Origin of the sequence: Janthinobacterium rivuli (assembly GCF_029690045.1) — a bacterium.
GTDB classification, from domain to species: Bacteria; Pseudomonadota; Gammaproteobacteria; order Burkholderiales; family Burkholderiaceae_D; genus Janthinobacterium; species Janthinobacterium rivuli.
Genome location: NZ_CP121464.1, coordinates 699,159 through 718,878 on the forward strand (window position 1 = coordinate 699,159; position 19,720 = coordinate 718,878).

15 protein-coding genes are annotated in these 19,720 nt (G+C 64.8%); 4 read left to right on the top strand and 11 right to left on the bottom strand.

The features are described 5' to 3' along the window. Nucleotides 1-70 precede the first annotated feature (70 nt). On the top strand, nucleotides 71-1,930 hold the full coding sequence (locus tag P9875_RS03075) for a M1 family metallopeptidase (RefSeq protein ID WP_099401274.1): 1,860 nt from the start codon (nucleotides 71-73) through the stop codon (nucleotides 1,928-1,930). A 22-nt stretch (nucleotides 1,931-1,952) separates the two neighbouring features. Next, nucleotides 1,953-3,596, top strand: a complete 1,644-nt coding sequence (locus tag P9875_RS03080) for a serine hydrolase (protein WP_099401442.1) — start codon at nucleotides 1,953-1,955, stop codon at nucleotides 3,594-3,596. Nucleotides 3,597-3,641: 45 nt separating this feature from the next. Here the strand turns inward: P9875_RS03080 and P9875_RS03085 are convergent, their stop codons facing one another. Next, nucleotides 3,642-4,472 carry a class I SAM-dependent methyltransferase gene (locus tag P9875_RS03085; protein ID WP_099401275.1) on the bottom strand — a complete coding sequence of 277 codons (831 nt, stop codon included), beginning with the start codon at nucleotides 4,470-4,472 and terminating at the stop codon, nucleotides 3,642-3,644. Between the two features lie 85 nt (nucleotides 4,473-4,557). Beyond that, on the bottom strand, nucleotides 4,558-5,217 hold the full coding sequence (locus tag P9875_RS03090; protein ID WP_099401276.1) for a pyridoxamine 5'-phosphate oxidase family protein: 660 nt from the start codon (nucleotides 5,215-5,217) through the stop codon (nucleotides 4,558-4,560). 109 nt (nucleotides 5,218-5,326) lie between these two features. On the opposite strand from P9875_RS03090, the gene P9875_RS03095 reads away from it, so the two are divergent. Further along, nucleotides 5,327-6,805: a PLP-dependent aminotransferase family protein gene (locus P9875_RS03095; protein ID WP_099401277.1), complete on the top strand. Its 1,479-nt coding sequence runs from the start codon at nucleotides 5,327-5,329 to the stop codon at nucleotides 6,803-6,805. 10 nt (nucleotides 6,806-6,815) lie between these two features. Here the strand turns inward: P9875_RS03095 and P9875_RS03100 are convergent, their stop codons facing one another. The 8 genes from P9875_RS03100 to P9875_RS03135 form a co-directional block, all read right to left on the bottom strand. Continuing rightward, nucleotides 6,816-7,595, bottom strand: coding sequence for a spermidine synthase (locus P9875_RS03100; protein ID WP_278317553.1), 780 nt, complete (start codon nucleotides 7,593-7,595; stop codon nucleotides 6,816-6,818). A 59-nt stretch (nucleotides 7,596-7,654) separates the two neighbouring features. Further along, the gene (locus P9875_RS03105) at nucleotides 7,655-8,179 is read right to left on the bottom strand and encodes an FxDxF family PEP-CTERM protein (RefSeq protein ID WP_099380518.1); all 525 of its coding nucleotides are present in this window, start codon (nucleotides 8,177-8,179) and stop codon (nucleotides 7,655-7,657) included. Between the two features lie 238 nt (nucleotides 8,180-8,417). After that, nucleotides 8,418-9,749: a sensor histidine kinase gene (locus P9875_RS03110; RefSeq protein WP_423221812.1), complete on the bottom strand. Its 1,332-nt coding sequence runs from the start codon at nucleotides 9,747-9,749 to the stop codon at nucleotides 8,418-8,420. Continuing rightward, entirely contained in the window at nucleotides 9,749-11,101 is a 1,353-nt protein-coding gene (locus P9875_RS03115; protein WP_278317555.1) for a sigma-54-dependent transcriptional regulator, read from the bottom strand. The genes P9875_RS03110 and P9875_RS03115 overlap by 1 nt, the downstream gene beginning before the upstream one ends. 28 nt (nucleotides 11,102-11,129) lie before the next feature. Next, nucleotides 11,130-12,368, bottom strand: coding sequence for an ABC transporter permease (locus tag P9875_RS03120; RefSeq protein ID WP_035823992.1), 1,239 nt, complete (start codon nucleotides 12,366-12,368; stop codon nucleotides 11,130-11,132). A 28-nt stretch (nucleotides 12,369-12,396) separates the two neighbouring features. Further along, the gene (locus P9875_RS03125; RefSeq protein WP_035823994.1) at nucleotides 12,397-13,719 is read right to left on the bottom strand and encodes an ABC transporter permease; all 1,323 of its coding nucleotides are present in this window, start codon (nucleotides 13,717-13,719) and stop codon (nucleotides 12,397-12,399) included. A gap of 9 nt (nucleotides 13,720-13,728) precedes the next feature. Next, the gene (locus tag P9875_RS03130; protein WP_099401282.1) at nucleotides 13,729-14,445 is read right to left on the bottom strand and encodes an ABC transporter ATP-binding protein; all 717 of its coding nucleotides are present in this window, start codon (nucleotides 14,443-14,445) and stop codon (nucleotides 13,729-13,731) included. A gap of 27 nt (nucleotides 14,446-14,472) precedes the next feature. Next, a complete protein-coding gene (locus tag P9875_RS03135; RefSeq protein ID WP_099401443.1) occupies nucleotides 14,473-15,738 on the bottom strand; it encodes an efflux RND transporter periplasmic adaptor subunit in 1,266 nt (421 codons plus the stop codon). A gap of 207 nt (nucleotides 15,739-15,945) precedes the next feature. On the opposite strand from P9875_RS03135, the gene P9875_RS03140 reads away from it, so the two are divergent. Continuing rightward, on the top strand, nucleotides 15,946-17,511 hold the full coding sequence (locus P9875_RS03140) for a MutS-related protein (RefSeq protein WP_278317556.1): 1,566 nt from the start codon (nucleotides 15,946-15,948) through the stop codon (nucleotides 17,509-17,511). 9 nt (nucleotides 17,512-17,520) lie between these two features. Here P9875_RS03140 and P9875_RS03145 read toward each other — a convergent pair whose 3' ends face one another. Continuing rightward, nucleotides 17,521-19,446 (bottom strand): phosphoethanolamine transferase, encoded by a 1,926-nt coding sequence (locus tag P9875_RS03145; RefSeq protein WP_278317557.1) that lies wholly within the window; start codon nucleotides 19,444-19,446, stop codon nucleotides 17,521-17,523. Nucleotides 19,447-19,720: the final 274 nt, after the last annotated feature.

Genomic DNA, 19,720 nt, shown 5'->3' on the forward strand with positions numbered 1-19,720 from the left:
GAAGTGCTATTCTGCGCGACGCCCCGGCGCACACGGACCGGGGCTTTCGCAAATCATTCAAAAGACGACCATGCAAACTTTGACCTTCCTGCGCGCGCTGGGCTGTGCGCTACTTTGCCAGGTAACCCTGGCCGCGCACGCCGACCCCCTCAGCTACGCGCGCTACGACCAGGTGCGCACGCGCGACCTGCAGCTGGACCTGAAAGCGGACTTCAAGCAAAAGACCCTGTCCGGCTATGCCGAGCTGTCCTTGAACTGGATCGATCCTGCGGCGCGCACCCTGGTGCTCGACACGCGCGATTTGTCGATCGCAAAAGTGCAGGTACAGGACAAGCGCGGCGCATGGCAGATGGCGCCGTACCAGCTGGACAAGGCCGACCCGGAAAAGGGCCAGGCGCTGCGCATCACCACCACGGGCCAGCCGGGCAAAGTACGCGTCTACTATCACACGGCGCCGAACGCCATCGCGCTGCAGTGGCTCACGCCGCAGCAAACCATGTCGGGCAAGCTGCCTTTCATGTTCAGCCAGTCGCAAAGCATCAATGCCCGCTCGTGGGTGCCGTCGCAAGATACGCCGGCCGTGCGCTTTACGTATAGCGCGCGCATCGATGCGCCAGCGGGCATGCGCGTCGTGATGAGCGCCGAAAATGACGAAAAGGCGACGGGCAAGGGCGGCTGGAAATTCAGGATGCCGCAGCCGATTCCATCGTACTTGCTGGCCATCGCCATAGGCGAACTGGAAGTGCGCAAACTCGGTCCCCGCTCCGCCGTGTATGCGGAACCGCCGCGCATCAAGGCGGCCGAATACGAGCTGGCCGACACGGAAAAGATGATCCAGGCCGCCGAAGCGCTGTATGGTCCGTATGGATGGGGACGCTACGACATGATCGTGCTGCCGCCATCGTTCCCCTACGGCGGCATGGAAAACCCGCGCCTGACCTTCCTCACGCCGACCATGATCGCGGGCGACCGCAGCCTGGTCGACCTGATCGCGCATGAACTGGCCCACTCGTGGTCGGGCAACCTGGTCACCAACGCGTCGTGGAAGCACATGTGGCTCAACGAAGGCTTCACCACCTACGTCACCACGCGTATCGTCGAGCAGCTGTATGGCAGCGAAGTGGCGCAGATGGGCGTGCAGGTCGACCAGGAAGAACTGGCCGCCTCGATCCGCGAATTGCCGGCGGCGAAAACGGCATTGATCACGCGCGATGCGGACGCCAACCCGGCCGAAACGTACACGGATGACGGCATCATCTACCCGAAAGGCGCCTGGTTCCTGGCCACCATGGAGCGTCGCGCCGGCCGCGCCGTGTTCGACCCTTTCCTGCGCGGCTGGTTCGACCAGCACGCGTTCCAGAGCGTGACGACGGAGCAGTTCATCGCCTACCTGCGCAAGAACCTGCTGGCGCAGCATCCGGCCGTGATGCCGGAAGCGGAACTCGATGAATGGCTGTATGGCACGGGCGTGCCGGCCAGCGCGCAGCGCGCCGTCTCGCCACGCCTGGCGCTGCTCGACCAGCACCGCGACGCCTGGTTGAAAGGCACATTGCCGACGAAAGACCTGGGCATGGACAAGTGGATCGCCATCGAATCGATGCACTTCCTGAACGACATCAACAACAAGGCCAGCGCGGCGCAATTGCGTGAACTGGACCAAGCCTACGGCGTGGGCAAGAGCGGCAACAATGAAGTCGCGTACCGCTTCTACCTGGCCGCCGTGAACGCCGGCTACGACGTGCAGCAGCCCTTGCAGGCATTCCTGATGAGCGTCGGCCGCCAGAAGTTCGTCGTGCCCCTGTACAGCGCCTTGATGAAGACGCCGCAGGGCCATGCCTGGGCCAAGGACGTGTATGCGAAGGCGCGTGAACGCTACCACCCGGTGACGCAGGAAAGCGTCGATAAATTGATGGCCGCGCAAGCGCATTGAACCTTCTTTGGACATCCTGACCATGCATACCATGAACCGTCTCGCCGCCGCCATCGTGCTGGCGTTTTCCAGCATCGCCGTGCCGGCGCTGGCTGTTGACGCGGCCCCCGTCGTTGCCGCCGCACCCACACCCGCATCCGCGCCTGCCTTCGATCTTGAGCGCGACGTTGCCACCGCCCTGAAAGTGTTCGACGTGCCCGGCATGGCGATCGCCATCGTCAAGGATGGCAAGGTCATCACCGCCAAGGGTTTTGGCGTGCGCAAGCTGGGCGAGCCGGCGGCCGTCGATGCGCAGACCCTGTTTGAAGTGGCGTCGAACTCGAAAGGCTTCACGGCCGCCGCGCTGGCCATGCTGGTCGACGAAGGCAAGCTGGCCTGGGACGATCCCGTCACCAAGCACCTGCCCGGCTTCCAGATGCACGATTCCTACGTGACGGGCGCCATGACCATCCGCGACCTGCTGACGCACCGCAGCGGCCTGGGTCTGGGCGCGGGCGACTTGCTGTGGTGGCCGACGACGACCTTCAGCACCGACGAGATCATCGAGAAGCTGCGCTATATCCGTCCGGCCACGAGTTTTCGCAACAGCTATGCCTACGATAACCTGCTGTACATCGTGGCCGGCAAGATCATCGCCGACAAGGCGGGGAAAAGCTGGGGCGAGGCCATGCATGAACGCATCCTGGCGCCGCTGGGCATGACGGGCACCACCACCAGCCTGGCTGAAAATGCGGGCAAGCCCGACGTCGCCAATGCGCACAGCAAGATCGACGGCAAGATCGCCGCCGTCAAATCGATGCCCGTGCCGAACGCCGTGGGCGCCGTCGGCATCAACACGAATGCGGAAGATATCGCCAAGTGGATGATGGTGCTGCTCGACGGCGGCAAGATCGCCGGCGTGAAGGACAAGGATGGCAAGGACGCGCGCCTGTTCAGCGAAAAGCAGGGTCGCGAAATGTGGACGGCGCAAACACCGATCAAGATTTCCGAACCGAAGCCGGCGCTGGCCGCGACGAAACCGAATTTCAGCGCGTATGGCCTGGGCTTTCAGCTGCGCGACTACAAGGGTATGAAAGTGGCCATGCACGGCGGCGCGCTGCAGGGCTTTTATTCGCGCGTGGTGATGGTGCCGGAAGCGAAACTGGGCGTGGCCATTCTGACCAATGCGGAAAATGGCGGTTCCATGACGGCGCTGCAATGGCGCATCCTCGACCATTACCTGCAGGCGGCGCCGTCGGACTGGCTGGCGCTGGTGGCCAAGGTGGAGCAGGACCAGCATGCCGAGGAAGTGAAAAAGCAGGGCAAGGCGTCGAGCGCGCGCGCGGCGAAATCGCAGCCGTCGCTGCCGCTGGCGGCGTACGACGGCGAGTATGAAGATGCCTGGTACGGCAAGGTCGTCATCAAGCCCGAGGGGAAAAAGCATATCCTCAGCTTCACGCGCACGCCGGACCTGACGGGCGAGCTGGAACACTGGCAGCACGACACCTTCATCGTGCGCTGGAAAGAGCGCAATTTCAACGCCGATGCGTACGTGACGTTCTCGCTCAATCCCGATGGCAGCATCGACAGAGTAAAAATGGCGCCCGTGTCGGCCGAGACGGATTTCAGCTACGACTTCCAGGACCTGAGCCTGGTGCCGGTGAATCCGAAGGAAGCGAAGAAATAAAGCGGTAGGTCGGGTTAGCGCGCAGCGCGTAACCCGACATTCTCGCTATGGCTTGACGAACTTCAGGGTCATGCGGTCGCTCTCGCCGATGGCCGTGTATTTGGCCCGGTCCACGTCCTTGTTGGCGTAGGTGGGTGGCAGCGCCCAGACGCCGCCCTGGTGGTCCGCCTTGTCTTTCGGATTGGCGTTGATGTCCGACTTGGCCGCCAGTTTGAAGCCAGCGCCTTCGGCCAGCTTGATCACATACGCTTCATGCATGTAGCCGCTGCTGGCCGTGGCGTCCTGCGCCTGGCTCACCGGCAGGCGGTGCTCGACGACGCCGAATACGCCGCCTGGTTTCAGGCTGTCATACACTTCCTTGAACAGGGTCTGCATGCCCGCCTCGCCGATCGGTATCCAGTTGTGGATATTGCGGAAGGTGAGCACCATGTCGGCCGTGCCCTTGGGCGCGATGCGGTAGGTGGTCGGTGGCGCGAAGGCACCGAGTTCCACCTTGCCGAAGGCGGCTGGATTGGCGTCGAGTTTTTGCTGGAAGCGCGCCGCGCCACGGCGTGCGCCTTCGCTGGCGGATTGGGGATCGTTGCCGGCGGCGATCAGCTTGCCGTGGTCGCGCAGGTAGGGCGCCAGGATCTCCGTATACCAGCCGCCGCCAGGCGCCAGTTCCACCACCGTCATCGTCGGCTTGATGCCGAAGAACGTCAGCGTTTCATACGGGTGGCGGGCGCTGTCGCGCAGCGCGTTGGCCGGCGTGCGCGCACTGCCGGCGATGGCTGCTTTCAGGGCCGTGTCGCCCGCATCGGCGGCCAGTGCCGCGCCGCTGCCGCCACAGGCCAGCATGACCGTCAGGGCCGCGGCCAGGGATACTCGCTTCATCATCATATGCTCCATGCGTGATTGGATCGGTTGGTCAATTGGTGGCGATCGCCATCAACGCCGATCATCGGTCAAGCACGCTGGCCGGTCAAGCGGATTCCGTCCCCCATGCGGCGGCATACGCGGGCATCTCGCTGGTGTTGAGCGCATCGGCGATGGCCGCGCCACGGCCGTGTGTAAACGGCAGTTCGCCCGTCCAGACGGCATGCGCCATGTCGCCCGCGTCGTCGAGCGGTCCGCCCTTGCGCTGCTTGACGGCGCATTCGTCGAGCGCGATGCGCAGCACGGTGGTGGCCGCGTATTCCTTGGCGCTGCCGCCGCGCACGTGCGCCAGGCGTCCCGGCGCCAGCTTCTCCATCAACGCATCCATCGCCGCATGCTGCTGGCCGATGTCGCTGACTTTTTCAAACTGCCCGTACACCATCGCCGAGCGGTAGTTCATCGTGTGATTGAAGGCGGAGCGCGCCAATACCAGGCCGTCGAGATGGGTCACCGTCACGCATACGTCGGTTTCGCGCAGCAGCTGCTTGAGCATGCGGCTGCCGTTCGAGCCATGGATGTACAGGTGGCCGCCGATGCGCCAGCAGGCGGTCGGGATGCAATGGTTTCCGTGCTCGTCGTGGAAGGCGATATGGCACAGGTAGGAGGCGTCGAGGATGGCGTGCAGGATGGCTTGCTCGTAGCTGGCCAGTTCGGCGACGCGGCGCACGCGGGTACGGGGGCTGGGGGGCAGGGCGGTAGCGGTCATGGCGGAAGTCCCGTTGGTTGAAGAGGAAGGCCGCACTATAATCGGCATCTGGCCCTGAAAAAAGATCCAGAAGTGAGAAATAATTTAGAGCCACAAGGTAAGGAGGCACATGGATTTTGCTTTGCTGCTGAACGCGTTCGAGTGCACGCACCGCGAGCGGGGCTGGCCGCGCCAGCGCCTGCTGCATGAATGCCTGCGCGCGGCGATCCGCGGGGGCCAGCTGGCGCCCGGCACGCGTCTGGCCGCCACGCGCGTGCTGGCCGCCGAACTGGGGTTGGCGCGCAATACCGTGCTGTACGCCTACGAGCAATTGGCCAGCGAAGGGTTTGTCTTGCCGGACCGGCGCGGCACCGTCGTCGCTGGCAGCGCCGGGGTGCCGGTGGCATCGTCGGTGAGCGGTGGCCATGATGGATTATCGCGCCGGGCCCGGCATTTGCGCGGCGTGTCGGGACAGGATGCCAGCGCGGCGCTGGTGTTTCCCGCCGACGCCATGGGGGCGTTCGCGCCCGGCGTGCCGGCGCTCGACGAATTCCCGCTGGCGCAGTGGCGCCGCATGCTGGACCGCGCGTGGCGCGCGCTGACGCCGCGCCAGCTCAATTACGGCGATCCTGCCGGCGAGCCGCAACTGCGCATGGCCATCGCCGAGCATTTGCGCGCCGCGCGCGGCGTCGTCTGCGATGCGGGCCAGGTGTTCATCACGGACGGCACGCAGAGCAGCCTCGATGTCTGCCTGCGCGCCTTTGCCGACCAGGGCGATACCTTGTGGATCGAGCATCCCGGCTATGGCGGCGCGCTGGCGGCGGGCCGTGGCGCCGGCTTGCAAGTGACCGGTATCGCCGTCGACATGGATGGCATCGCGCCGACCGATGACGACTGGCGCGATACGCCGCCGCGCCTGATCTACACGACGCCGTCGCACCAGTATCCGACGGGCAGCGTGCTCAGTCCCGCGCGCCGCATGGCGCTGCTCGAACGCGCCCGCGCGGCCGGCGCGCTGATCATCGAAGATGATTACGACAGCGAGTTTCGCCATGGCGGCCCGCCTCTGGCCGCCATGCAGGGACTGGTGGCAGACGCCCCCGTCGTGTACCTGGGTACCTTCAGCAAGACCATGTTTCCCGCCTTGCGCATCGCCTATATCGTCGTGCCGGCCGCTCTGGCCGTGGCCTTCGCGCAGATGCAGGCGCAGGGTGCCGCGCGCGGACGCGTGGCCGAACAGCTGGCGCTGGCCGAGTTCCTGCGCAGCGGCCTGTTTGCGCGCCACGTGCGCCGCATGCGCCGCCTGTATCGCCAGCGCCGCGACGCCTTGAGCGAGGCGCTGCAGCGCCATGCGTGTGCGGCCATCCATGGCGGCACGGCTGGCATGCACCTGGCGCTGCGTTTTCACGATCGCGCATGGGATGACCTGGCGCTGAGCCGCCGCGCCGCGCAGGATGGCATCGTGGCGCTGGCCCTGTCCGCGCACGGCACGGGCGACAGGATGGGGGAAGGTGCGGGCTGGAACGGTTTCCTGCTCGGTTATGCGCAGGTGCCGGCCGAGAACATGGATGGCCTGGCGCGCCGCCTGGGCGCGCTGCTGCCAGCGTGAGGCTGCTATGTTATTGCTGGTCCTGCATCCACTGCTTCAAGCCGTTGACCCAGTTCTTGGCGGGCAGGTTGAACTGCTTCTTGATGGTGGCGGCGCGTTCGTATAGCTCGCTGAAGTCGAGCGATGGCGATTTTTTGAAGGCCAGCACGACGATATTTTCATCTTCCGTTTCCGGTACCCAGACGACGGCGTCGAAGACCAGCTCCATCGCCTGCAGATTCTTGTCGTAGTTGGGGAAGTCGCCGAAGACATTCGTGCACATGATGCCGTCGTCCGTCAGGCAGTCGAAGCAGGCCTGATAGAACTCGGGCGTGTCGAGCACGGGGCCGCGCGCGTCCTCGTCGTACAGGTCCACTTGCAGCGCGTCGACCGTGCCGTGGTTGGCCGGATCGAGCACGAAGTCGAGCGCATTCATTTCACGCACGTCGAGGCGCGCGTCGTTCGGCGGCAGCGCGAACTGGGCGCCGCAGATGGCGATCACGTTCGGATTGAGTTCGATGGCCGTGACCGTGGCATCGGGGAAGCGGCGGTAGCTGAATTTGGTCAGCGCGGCGCTGCCCAGACCCAGCTGCACGATGCGTCTGGGCTGCGTCTTGAACAGCATCCACATCATCATCATCTGCACGTATTCGAGCTCGATGGCGTCGGGCTTGTCCAGGCGCATGGCGCCCTGTACCCATTTGGTCCCCAGGTGCAGGTAGCGGATGCCGCGGTGTTCTGTGGTGGTGGCAGGCGGGTGGCCCGGGTGGCTGAAAGCGGTATGGGTGGTGGAGGTAAAGTCGGTCGTCATGGCGCCAGTTTAGCAGCCGGCCGAAAAAAAGACGCCGCAGCGTCTTTTTGGGGGAGAGCTCAAGATTGCTTGCGGCGGCGCGCCAGGAAGCCCAGTACGCCCAGCCCGGCCAGCAGCATGCCATACGTTTCCGGTTCAGGAACGGGGGCCAGGTTCAGGTTGAAGGTGCCGCCATAGCTGCCGCCATTGCTGTTGCCCATGACGGTGAGAACCATCGGACCGTTGAATAGCAGGCTGGTTTGCGCCAGCACCTCGCCCTGGGCATAGCCGAAGACGGTGGGTCCGCCAAAGCCCGTCAGCGCGATGCCGTTCAGGTTGGCGCCGCTGAAGTTGATGGAGGCCGCATCGCTGCCCGTGACCGACAGGTTGGCCAGGAAGGCTTGCGCGGTCGAGCCGAAAGTGGCGTCGGGAGTGAAGGTGAACGTATCGGTAAAGCCGCCGAGCGGAGTGGGCGTGGCGTTGAAGCCGCCCGTCCACAGGTCGCCAGTGGTGTTGGTCAGGTCCACGTTGTACGCTGTTGCCTGGGCTACGCCGATGGAAGCCGCGCTCAAGAGTGCTACTGCGATGAGTGATTTCAGTTTCATTTTTATCCCCGCGAAAAAACGATTGATGTTTCAAAAAAACCGTGCCGCTCAGATAAATTATCGCCAGGACATTTCATTGTCAATGAGCTATTTTTATATCATTATGCAAACTTAAATAGCTTATTTCTAATACACGGGCATGGCGCTCGCGATGTTGCAATATTAAAAACTCTAATTATCAATATAATACTGAAAAATAATTGCCCAGCGTGTGATGAAAAAATCGTTACACCAGTAACTAATTTCTGTCCAGCAAGGGAAGAATCAAGGTCACCGCCAGGCCGCCGTCCTCGCGGTTGGCCAGCGTGATGCGCCCGCCATGGGCTTCGGCGATTTCGCGCGCCAGGGCCAGGCCCAGTCCCGTGCCGCTGCGCTTGGTGGAATAGAACGGCACCAGCGCGTTTTCCAGCACGGCGCCGCTCATGCCCGGGCCGCGGTCGCGCACTTCGATGCGCAGCTGCCCTTGCGCCTGGCTGACGTGCAGGCCGATATGCTGGAGCTTGGAGCCGGACTCCAGCGCGTTCTTGAGCAGGTTCAGCAGTGCCTGCTGCATTTGCGCCGCATCGAACACGGCCGCCTGGGCGGGCGGCGGGCCGTCGAGCGTGAAGGCCGCCTGCGAGGCCAGGCTGTCGAGGAAAGGCTGCCACTCGCACGGCGCCAGGCGCGGCGCGGGCAGCTTGGCAAAGCGCGCATAGCCGAGGATGAAGGTTTCCAGGTGGCGCGTGCGCTCCTCGATGGTGGCGAGGATTTGCGGCAGGCGTTCCGTCTGGCCGCGGCGTACCAGCTCGGCGCCGGAATGGGCCAGCGAGGCCAGAGGCGCCAGCGAGTTGTTGAGTTCGTGGCTGATGACGCGGATGACTTTTTTCCAGGTCTGCACTTCCTGGCGGCGCAGTTCCAGGGTCAGCTGGCGCAACAGCAGCAGTTCGTGCTTGCGCCCGTTCAGGCTGAAGCTGCGCCGCGCCAGGTGATACACCTCTTCCTGTTCCCCCTCGCCGCTGGTAAACAGGCCGTCGTTGCGGCGCGCCAGCGCTTCGGCCAGGGCCGGTGCCGCCTGCTGCACGATGTCGGCCAGGTGATGCCCTTCGAGCCGGCGCCCCTGATGCAGCAACTGGCGCGCGGCCAGGTTGGCGTAGACGATGGCGCTGCCCTCGGCCACCAGCAGCATGGCCACCGGCGTGTTTTGCACCATGGTGTCGAGCAGCAGTTCGCGCTGCACCAGGTCCAGGCGCTGTTTGCGCAGCACGTCGCCGAGCGCGTTGTGGGCCGCCACCAGGTCGGCCAGTTCATCGTTCTGCTGCCAGCGCAAGCTGAAGCCGAAGTCGCCGTCCTGGTAGCTGGCGACCGTTCCGCTCAAGGCGCGAAACAGCGACAGCATCGATTGCAGCTGCGCGCGGATGGTAATGACGGCGACCGGCAGCACGCACAGCAGGGTACCCGCCAGCACCAGCAGCGGCTGGCCGGGTAAAAAATGCGCGAGCAGCAGGGCGATGACGATGCCCAGCACCAGCAGGGTGATGATCAGCGCCGTCCAGCGCGTGAGCAGGGAGAGACGCATGGGGCGGTAGGCCATCAGCCGCGCGCGATGCCCAGGCGTTCCATGCGCCGGTACAGCGCCTGGCGCGACAGCCCCAGTTCTTGCGCCGCCTGCGCCACCACGCCGTGCGCGCGCGCGAGCGCCGCGGCGACGCTGTCGCGGTCCGGCTCCGTCGCGGCGCCATCGTGCGGCGCGCGCGGCGATGGCATCCCCGCCAGCGGCAAGCCCGTTTCCTGCGCGCCGATCACCGGGCCGGCCGTCAGCAGGCTGGCGCGCTGCATGACGTTTTTCAGTTCGCGCACGTTGCCCGGCCAGCCGTGCGCCAGGAGGGTCGCCTGCGCTTGCGCGTCCAGCGTTTTGTCACTGCCCAGGAAGTGCCGCGCCAGCACCAGGATGTCGAGCGGACGCTGGGCCAGCGGCGGCAGGCGCAGTTCGATCACGTTGAGGCGGTAGAACAGGTCTTCGCGAAACGTGCCGGCCTTGATCATCGCCGACAGGTCGGCGTTGCTGGCGCTGATGACGCGCACTTTCACTTGCCGTTCGCGGTTCGAGCCGAGGCGCTCGAAGCGTCCCGTTTCCAGCACGCGCAGCAGTTTCATTTGCCCGGCCAGCGGCAGGTTGCCGATCTCGTCGAGGAACAGGGTGCCGCCGTCGGCCGCGTCGAACTTGCCGTCGCGCGCGCGCGTGATGCCCGTGTAGGCGCCCGCTTCCGCGCCGAACAGTTCCGCCTCGATCAGCTCGACCGGCACGGCGCCGCAATTGAGCACGACGAAGGGACCGCCGGCGACCTGGGAATTGGCTTGCACGATGGCGGCGATGCGCTCCTTGCCGCTGCCGTTCGGCCCCGAAATGAGCACGGGCACGTCGGCCCGCGCCACCTGGCACGCCAGGTGCACGACGCGCTCCGTGGCCGGGTCTTGCCACACCATGCCGCGCAAGTCGAAGTCGTGTTCCAAGGCGTGGCGCTGGCGCTGCTCGGCCACCACGCGCTGGCGCAGCGCGCGGTTGGCCTGTCCCAGTTCCAGCAGGTTCTGCACGGAAGCGATCAGGCGCCGGTCATCCCATGGCTTGGCCAGATAATCGGCCGCACCGGACTTGATCAGGTCGACGGCCGCGTCGAGCTGGGTCCAGGCCGTCAGCAGGATCACAGGCAGGTCCGGGTAGCGCGCGCGGATGGCGTGGAACAGCGCGCCGCCTTCCTCGCCCGAGGTGGTGTCGGCCGTGAAGTTCATGTCCTGCACCACCAGGTCGATGGCGTGGCGCTCGAGCAGCTGCAAGCCTTCCTCGGGCGAGGCGGCGCGCACGGCGTCGATCTCGTGCAGGGAGAACAGCACGTCGAGCGCGATGGCCACGGCGGCATTGTCGTCAATAATCAGTACGGTAGGCATGCGCGCAGCATATCACTCAGGTGCCGGCTCAGGTACTGCGGGTGGCAGTGGCCGGCGAAATGCTGGCCGCGCGCCATGCCGGGCCGTACACGGCGCCCACGCCCAGCAGCCAGAACACGAGCGCGCCGGCCAGCAGATAGACGGGTGGCAGGCGGGCCATTTCCAGCTGGCTGACCAGCAACTGGTTCAAGCCCAGGGCCAGCAGCACGCCGCAGGCCACGCCGACGCTGGTGATCATGAAATTCTCCGTCAAAAAATAGCGCAGGATGTCGACGCGGCGGGCACCGAGCGCGCGCCGCACGCCGATCTGCTTGCGGCGCTGCGTCACCCACAGGCTGGCGATGCCGACGATGCCGCTGGCCGTCACCAGCAGCAGCAGGGTCGACACGGCGATCAGCATCCATGACAGGCCGCGGTCGGCCCGGTAGCGTGACGTGCGGTGCTTTTCCAGGGTATCGGTGCGTACCAGCAGGCGGTCGCTGGTGGCAGTGCGGATGGCTTGCTCGGCCTCCTTCATCAGGCGGTCGCGCTGGCCCGGTTCGGCGCGCACCGCATACAGCAACGAATCGCGTCCGCCCGTCAGGCGCGCCGGCATCAGGATCGAATATTCGCCTTCGGCCTTGACCTGGCCCACCTGCGTCTGCAGCCGTTCAACGACGCCGACCACGCGCAGTTCGGGATCATCTGCGCCGTTGCCCCGGTACAGCGTCTTGCCGACAAAGCTGGTTTCGCCGGGCCAGATTTTTTGCGCCGCGGCGAGCGTCACGATGGCCACCGTGGGGTAGCGGTCGTCGACATCTTCATCGATCTCGGGTACCTCCTCAGGCAGGAAGTCGCGTCCTTCCACCAGCTTCAAGCCATAGGTCTTGACCAGGGCATCGGGGGTGACGTAGGTCGAGATGTTGGCGCTGGGCGTGACCTGGCTGCGCTTGGCCGACACGCTGGTGGAGTTGCCGGAGCGCGACAGCACCGCCTGCGACGTTTGCGCCACCGACAGCACGCCCGGCAAGGCGCGCAGCAGAGCCGCCTGGCGCTTCTGTTCGGACAGCTGGCGCTGGTGGTTGCCGCGGTTCATGTTCTGGATATGGACATAAAAAATATCGTTTTCAGCGGCCACGCCGGTGGGCCGGGCGGCCACGGCCTGGCGCAGGTTGACGATGTGCAGGGCATTGGCCAGGATGGCCAGGCTGATCGCGATCTGCACGGCCACCAGGATGGCGCCGGTTTTGCTGCGCATCAGCGCCGACAGGATGGGACGGATTTCCATGCTGGACCTCATGTTGGGTAAAGGATGTTCATTGGGATTTGAGCTGGATCGCCGGCGTCACCTGGCAGGCGCGCCAGGTGGGCAGCAGGCCGGCCAGCAGGGCCGCCAGCACCGACATGGCAAACGTCAGCAACAGCATCGGCACATCCATGTGCGCCACGGTGCCCAGTTCCTTCGACTGCTGGCTGACCACGGCCAGCGCGCCAAACGCCAGCAGCAGGCCGATCACGCCGCCGGCCAGGCCGATCACGCCGCTTTCGATCAGGAACTGGCGGAAGATGTCGCGCCGCGTGGCGCCCAGCGCGCGGCGGATGCCGACCTCGCTGGCGCGCACGGAAAACTTTGCCAGCAGCAGGCCGATGGTGTTGACCAGGCATAGCAGCAGAAAGCCGAAGGCCAGCCAGGCCGCCAGCTTGTTGTCGTTGTCGACCACCTTCAGGAAGGCCATCCATTCGTTCAGGTCGTACAGCTTGTTGGGCGCATTGCGCATCATGCGTCCCAGCTTGCGCTGCTCGCCCGCATAGGCATCCAGATACTGCTGCAACTGGCCACGCTCGCCGCTGCTGGCCATCTCGAACCAGAACTGCAGCCAGGTGCAGCCCGAAGCGAGCCTGCCCTGGTAGCCGGGGGCGTTATTGTCGCCGTTGCAGCTCATGCCGCCGTCGTGTTCCGTCTCGTGGCGAATCGCGCTGGCAAACGGGATGAAGAATTCGTCTTCCGCGCCGAAAGCGCCCTTGCTGCCGATGATGCGGTGCGGGCGTGGCACCACGTCCCAGGTCGCCAGCACACCCGTCACCATGTAGGGCCGGCCCAGCACCGTCACGCGCTGGCCGACCGGGTTGTTCGAGCCCACCAGTTTTTCAGCCAGCGCGCGGCTCAGGACGATCACGTCGGCGCCGCTGGCGTCATCGGCTTCGCTCCACGGCTGGCCGTACAGGAAGGGGGCGTCGAACATGCTGAAAAAATCGCGCGTGGGCGCAATGCCCTGGGCATTGAAAGACCCGATATCCTTGCGCGCCGGCTCGACCGGACCGGCCACGCCGTACATGACGGTACGGCGCACGCCCATCTTGCTGGCCATGAAATTGCGCGCATCGATATAGCTCATCTGGGCTTGCGAGAAGCCGGGCTTGTCGCCAGGGACGTAGCCTTTGACGGGCAGGATGTCGATCATCGGCACGAACATGCGGTCGCTCTTGTGCGGCAGCGGATCGCCCGACATGGCGTGCAGGATGGTGACGGTGGAGACGCTGGCGGCCACGCCGACGGCCAGGGTCAGCACCATCAGCGCCGTCAGGGCGCGGTTGCGGCGCAGGCTGCGCAGGCCCAAGGTGAAATAGTAGCGGAACATGGTTTCTCCTTACGCTGTCACGGGGTGCTGCGGCCTGGCCGACAGCGTGGCGCGGTGCTGCACCAGATCCGACACCTGGCCGTCGATGATGTGCACATTGCGCTGGCTGCGCAGCGCCAGTTCCGGATCGTGCGTGACCATCAGGATGGTGGTGCCTTGCGCGTTGATGTCTTCGAGCAGTTCCATCACGCCGCGCGCCATCTGCGTATCCAGGTTGCCCGTCGGTTCATCGGCCAGCAGCAGCTTGGGCGAGCCGGCCAGCGCGCGCGCGATCGCCACGCGCTGCTGCTGGCCGCCCGACAATTCGGCCGGATAATGCTTCATGCGCGACGCCAGTCCCACCTTGGCCAGCGCTTCTTCGATGCGCTCCTTGCGTTCGGCGCGGTTGAAGCCCCGATAGCGCAGCGGCACGTCGACGTTGTCGAACAGCGACAGGTCGGGAATCAGATTGAAGCCCTGGAAGATGAAGCCGAGTTTTTCATTGCGCAGGCGCGAGCGGGCATTGTCGTCCATGCCCCGGACGTTGACGCCGTCGAGGATGTATTCGCCGTCCGTGAATTCCTCGAGCAGACCGGCGATGTTCAGGAAGCTTGTCTTGCCCGAGCCGGACGGCCCCGTGACGGTGACGAATTCACCTTGTTGCACATGGATGTCGAAGCCGCGCAGCGCGTGGGTTTCGATCATGTGGGTGCGGTAGACTTTGCTCAGGTTTTGCATGCGCAGCATGGAGGGCTCCTGGTTGGATGAGTGTTGTTAGTTGAGCGAGACGCGGGCCGCGTTCTCGAAGTTTTCCGTGCCGGCGACGACCACCTTGTCGCCCAGCTTCAGGCCGTCGAGAATTTCCACGGCCGAGACGCTGGTCGCACCCAGCTTGATCGGCGTGCGCATCGCCACGCCATCGCGCACGACGTAGGCGAAACGGCCGCCTTCGGCTTCGACGAAGGAGCCGCGCGCCAGCATCAGCACATTCGGTTTTTCATCGATCAGCAGGCGCGCCGCCACGCGCTGGTTCTGGCGCAGGCCGGCCGGCTGCTCGCCGTCGAAACGCACGCGCGCCAGCACCTGGTTTTTCACCACTTCCGGCGACAGCGCCGACAGCTTGCCGGTCGCCTTGATGACGCCCGTTTCGATCTCGGCGCGCATGCCCAGGCCGATGTCGGCGACATACGTTTCCGGCACCTCGAGCTCGATTTCCAGCTGCGACAGGTCGACCAGGGTCATCAGGGCCGTATTGGCTTGCACCACGCTGCGGTTGGCCACCGACAGGGTGCCGATGAAGCCGTTGACGGGCGCGCGCACGGTCAGCTCGTCGACCCTGCGCTGGGCGTTGTCGCGGCTCAGGCGCTGGCGTTCGAGTTCATTGCTTTTTGTTTTCAGGGCCAGGGTCACGTCTTCGCTTTCCAGACCTGCCGCCTGCGAAGCGTGCTTGCTGCGGATATCGGCCGAATTCAAGGCATCCTTGGCCTTCTGGTAATCGATCTTGGCGATGATGCCCACCTGCGCCACGCTTTCATAGCGTTCCAGCGTGCGCTGTGCGGACAGGCGCTCGATTTCGGCCGTATCGGCTTCGCGCCGCGCCAGCAGTTTCTGCTTCTTGGCCAGGATCTGCTGGCGCGCCACTTCCGCTTCCAGCTGCTGCACGCTCGATTGTTCGCGCTTGAGCGCGTCGGACAGGTCCGGCGACTCCAGCACGGCCAGGATGTCGCCCTTTTTCACCGTGTCGCCCGCCTTGGCTTTCAGCGTGACGGTGGCCACCGTGGTCGAATACAAGGTCGGGCTGATCGAGGCGACCACGCGGCCAGTGACGGCCGCGTCGCGGATCAGGGTGCCGCGCGTGACCTCGGCGATGCGCAGGCGGCTGCTGTTGACGGAATGCTCGCTGTTGCGCCAGCCGGCAACGACAGCGATGGCGGCACCGATGACGATGACGGCGCCGGCCAGCAGCAGGGCGCGTTGCTTGTGGCGCTGGCCCGGCGGGGCGGTCAGTACGGCGTCTTGGGAGGAAGTATCGCGGATCATGGTCATGTCTCGTGAAGGATGAATTTTCCAATGCACGATCCGTGCCAGTGATTAAGCCATTGATTTGAATAGAAAAAAATTCTCGTGTCCGGCTGTCCGAAGTGTCCGCGCTGTCCAGCATGTCCGTCCGCGCAAGTTGTGCTTGATAAATTGGCAATCGCCTGCATCTGCTGTGGCGACTCCTTTTTTGACTCTTCCCCAGGCGCCATGCATCCGTTCCTCCAGCAACTTTTCCCTGCCCGTGCCTTGGCGCCAGCGCTCGACTATCCCTTTGCACGCAGCGACGTGGCGATGCTGCAACGGCTGACGGGCGAGGCCCCAGCGCTCGACGGCCAGACCTGGAACGAGCTGCTGCTCGACCAGTATGCGTCGCAACTGGCGCGCGAGACCAGCATCTTCGGCCAGCAGGAGCTGCACCGGCGCCTGAGCGGCGGCCAGGCCGATCCGGCCTCCATCGCGCGCGTCCGGCGATTGCTGGACGATCCGGCCCAGGCGGCCAGCCTGCAGCACGCCTGCCTGCCCTTGCGCCAGGCCGATACGGAAGTGAGCGAGACGCTGTTCGGTGCGGCGTTGCCGCCGGCGCCATGGTGGAGCGTCTGGCTATGGCTGGTGCCGCTGGCCTTGTTGCTGGCCATCGCCGCCAGCTGGCTGGCAGGTTGGCCGGCGCTGTTTGGCGTACTGGCCGCCTGTGTTGCGCTGATGACCGTACAAGTGCGTTTTTACGAAAGCGCCAAGCTGTGGGAACGCACGCTCGATACCTTGCGCCACCTGCTGAAAACCCATGCCGCGCTGGTGCGGCTCGATGTGCCGGCAGCCTCGTCATTGGCTGCCGGCAGCGCGCAGGCGGCCAGGCTGACGCGCGCCATCGAGCGTTCGTTGCTGCATTACGTGCCCTTCATCGATACGCTGCTGGTCGAATATGGCGACTGGCTGCTGCTGAAAAACGTCAAGCGCTATTTCCGCACGCGCCAGCTGGTGGCGCGGCAGCTGCCCTTCCTGCGCGAGACCTTTACGCAGGTGGCCCAGCTGGAAGCGGACCTGGCGCTGGCGCGGCGGCTGCGTGCGGCCCCCGTGTTTTGCTGGGCGGGCACCGCGGCGCGGCGCGCGCTGGCCTTGCAGGGCATGCGGCATCCCTTGCTGGAGAATGCCGCGCCGCTGTCGTTCGGCGTGCAGGGCAAGGGCTGCTTCATCTCCGGCCAGAACGGTATCGGCAAGAGCACCTTGCTGCGTTGCATAGGCCTGAACCTGGTCTGCGCGCGGGCCTTTGGTTTCTGTTATGCGGACAGCGCCGATGTGCCGCACCTGGTCGTGTACGCGAGCATGCAGAATGAAGACTCGCTCGATGGCGGCGAAAGTTTGTATATCGCCGAATTGCGGCGCGCGCGCGAATTGCTGGCGCTGGCCGAGGAGGGCGCGCCGGCCCTGTTCCTGATTGATGAAATCTTCCGCGGCACGAACCACCTCGAATCGGTGGCGGCGGCGGCGGCCGTGCTGCACAGCCTGGCCGCAGATCACCTGGTGATCGTCTCGTCGCACAACCTGGTGCTGGGGCCGCTGCTGGAAGACTGCCTGGCGCCGTGGTGCGTGCGCCGCGATGATGCCGGCGCGCTGCTGCTGGCGCCCGGCGTGCTGCAAGCAACAAATGGCATCGCCCTGCTGGCCCAGCGCGGTTTCGACGCCGGCATCGCGGACAAGGCCGGCCGCGTCTTCGACTGGCTCAGCACGCACATGGCGCAGCCGGCCGATTGCGGCGGCGTGCTGGAACGAGCCTGACGGCCGCGCTTACTTTTCCTGCTTCTCCGGCGTGCTCTTGTCGATCACTTCGCGGCAATCGCCGCGGATGATGGCGTTGTCGTAGTTGGTCCAGCCATAGCTGTCGACGTAGCGCTTGTGCTGCTTGAAGCGGGGGCTGGCGATGCTCCATTCGGGCTGTTCGCCGGCAAAGCGGATGTCGCCCAGGTCGAGCAGGGTGTGGAACATGTTTTCCGTCGACAGGCGCGCCTTCTGATGGCGCTTCAGCTGCGTCACCTTGTCCGGATAGTGCTGCTGGAATTGCGGCGAATACCAGACGAAGGCGGGCACGTGGAATTCGAACTGCGTGTTGTGGCCATGGAAGGCCAGGCGGCAGGTGCCGTCGTACAGGGTCTGGCCGTGGTCGGCCACGTAGACGAGCGAGCTGCGCAGGGCGGTGCGCTGGCCATCGTCCTTCAGCATGCCGATCACGTTCGACAGGAACCAGTCCGTGTACAGGATGGAGCTGTCGTAGCTGTTGTTGAGCTGCGGCTTGATGGCCGTGTCCGTGTAGACGGGCTTGTCGACGCCGAACAGCGACGGCTGCCACTTGTCGAACGCCTTCGGATAGCGCTGGCTGTAGTTCCAGTGGCTGCCCAGGGTGTGCAGCACGATGAGTTTTTTCGGCGCCGGGTCGGCCAGCGCGTTCTTGAATGGGTCGAACAGGATCTGGTCGAAGTTCGAATTGTTGGTGAAGCCGCCCAGGTTCAGGAATTGCACCACGTCCGCTTCCTTGGCAAAGACGGACACGGGCGTGTCGAACTGGCCGAACGAAATCTGGTTCGACAGCCAGTAAGTCTTGAAACCCGCTTCCTTGTAGGCGGTGAGGAAGGATTTCTCTGAAAAACCATCCTTGAGGCTTTGCGTGGCCGGCTTGCGCGAGATGATGACGGGCACGGACAGGCGCGTGGCGGAAACGGCCGTGATGACGTCGGCCAGCGGCACCAGGTTGCTTTCCTGTTTCAGCAGGGGATTGGTGTCGCGTTCATAGCCGTTCAGGCTCCAGCGGTCGTAGCGCGACGATTCGCCGATCACCATGACCACCACTTCCGGGTGGGGATCGGGCTGTTGCTGGTGCGCGCCGAAACGGAAGCTGCTGCTTTTCTGTCCCAGCTCGGCCAGGTACCGGCGTTCTTTGTAGAAATCGAAGCCGCGCGCGGCCAGGCCGAAAGGCCAGGAATTGCTGACGGTGTCGAAGGCGTAGGGCAGGCGCGCCCAGTGGGGCAGGCTGGGCCAGCCCAGGCCCGTTTCATCGGCGCCGGCGATGCTGGAGTTCTCCGGCTTGCTGCTCTCCTCGTCTTCCTCGGCCGTGTCGTCGTCGGCCGAGCTGGCGTCGCCGAAGCCGGAGGCGCCCGCCTTGCTGCCGGCCGCCGGCCCGCTGGCCTTGGCCGGTGCGGTGGCGCTGTGCAGGACCTTGGCCTCGAAACCGAATTCATGGCCATAGGCCCAGAAGCCGCCCAGCAGGAGCAGCAGCACGAAGGCGGCCGGGCGCGTCTTGCCGCGCCAGTCCAGGTCGCGCGTGCGCGTGGCCGCATACCAGCCCAGCGCGCACCAGGTGATCACGCCCAGCATGACGGCGCCCATCAGCCACACTTTTTGTCCGAGGAATTCCATCGCTTCCTTGGGGCTGGTTTCGAAGATGATGCCCAGGTGGTGCGTGGAAATACCCTGGCCATAGAAGATGAACAGGTAGATTTCCGTCGGCAGGGCCAGGAAGGCGGGCACCAGCAGCCAGTGGAAATACGCGGGACGCTTGAACACGCTCCAGACGGCCAGCCAGGCCAGCAGCTCGAAGGTGAGCATCTGCCAGGGATGCTCGAGCGAACGTCCCAGCAGCGCGGGGATGAAGGGTACGGCCGTCAGCAAGGCATACGTCAGGAGCAGGAACAGAGTGGCAGGGCGAAGCAAGGAGCGCATAAGGGAGGGCAGCGAAAAATGTCCGCTATTATCAATCCTTTTGTTGTCTTGCGGTCATACAAGAATGTGCGCGCCAGATGCTTGGTGGCAGAGAAAGAATGTCAAATCGTCAAGCGCCGCGAGGCGGCGGCGTCTGCGCGCTGCGGCCAAAGATTAGTCAAAATGCTACAAAAGTGCCGCTTTTTTGCCTTTTTTTATAGCAAAAAGTGGTAAACCGATTGACCCCCTGTAACACAAGGTCTAAACTAGCGAGTTCTCGATTTTATTCTGCTCA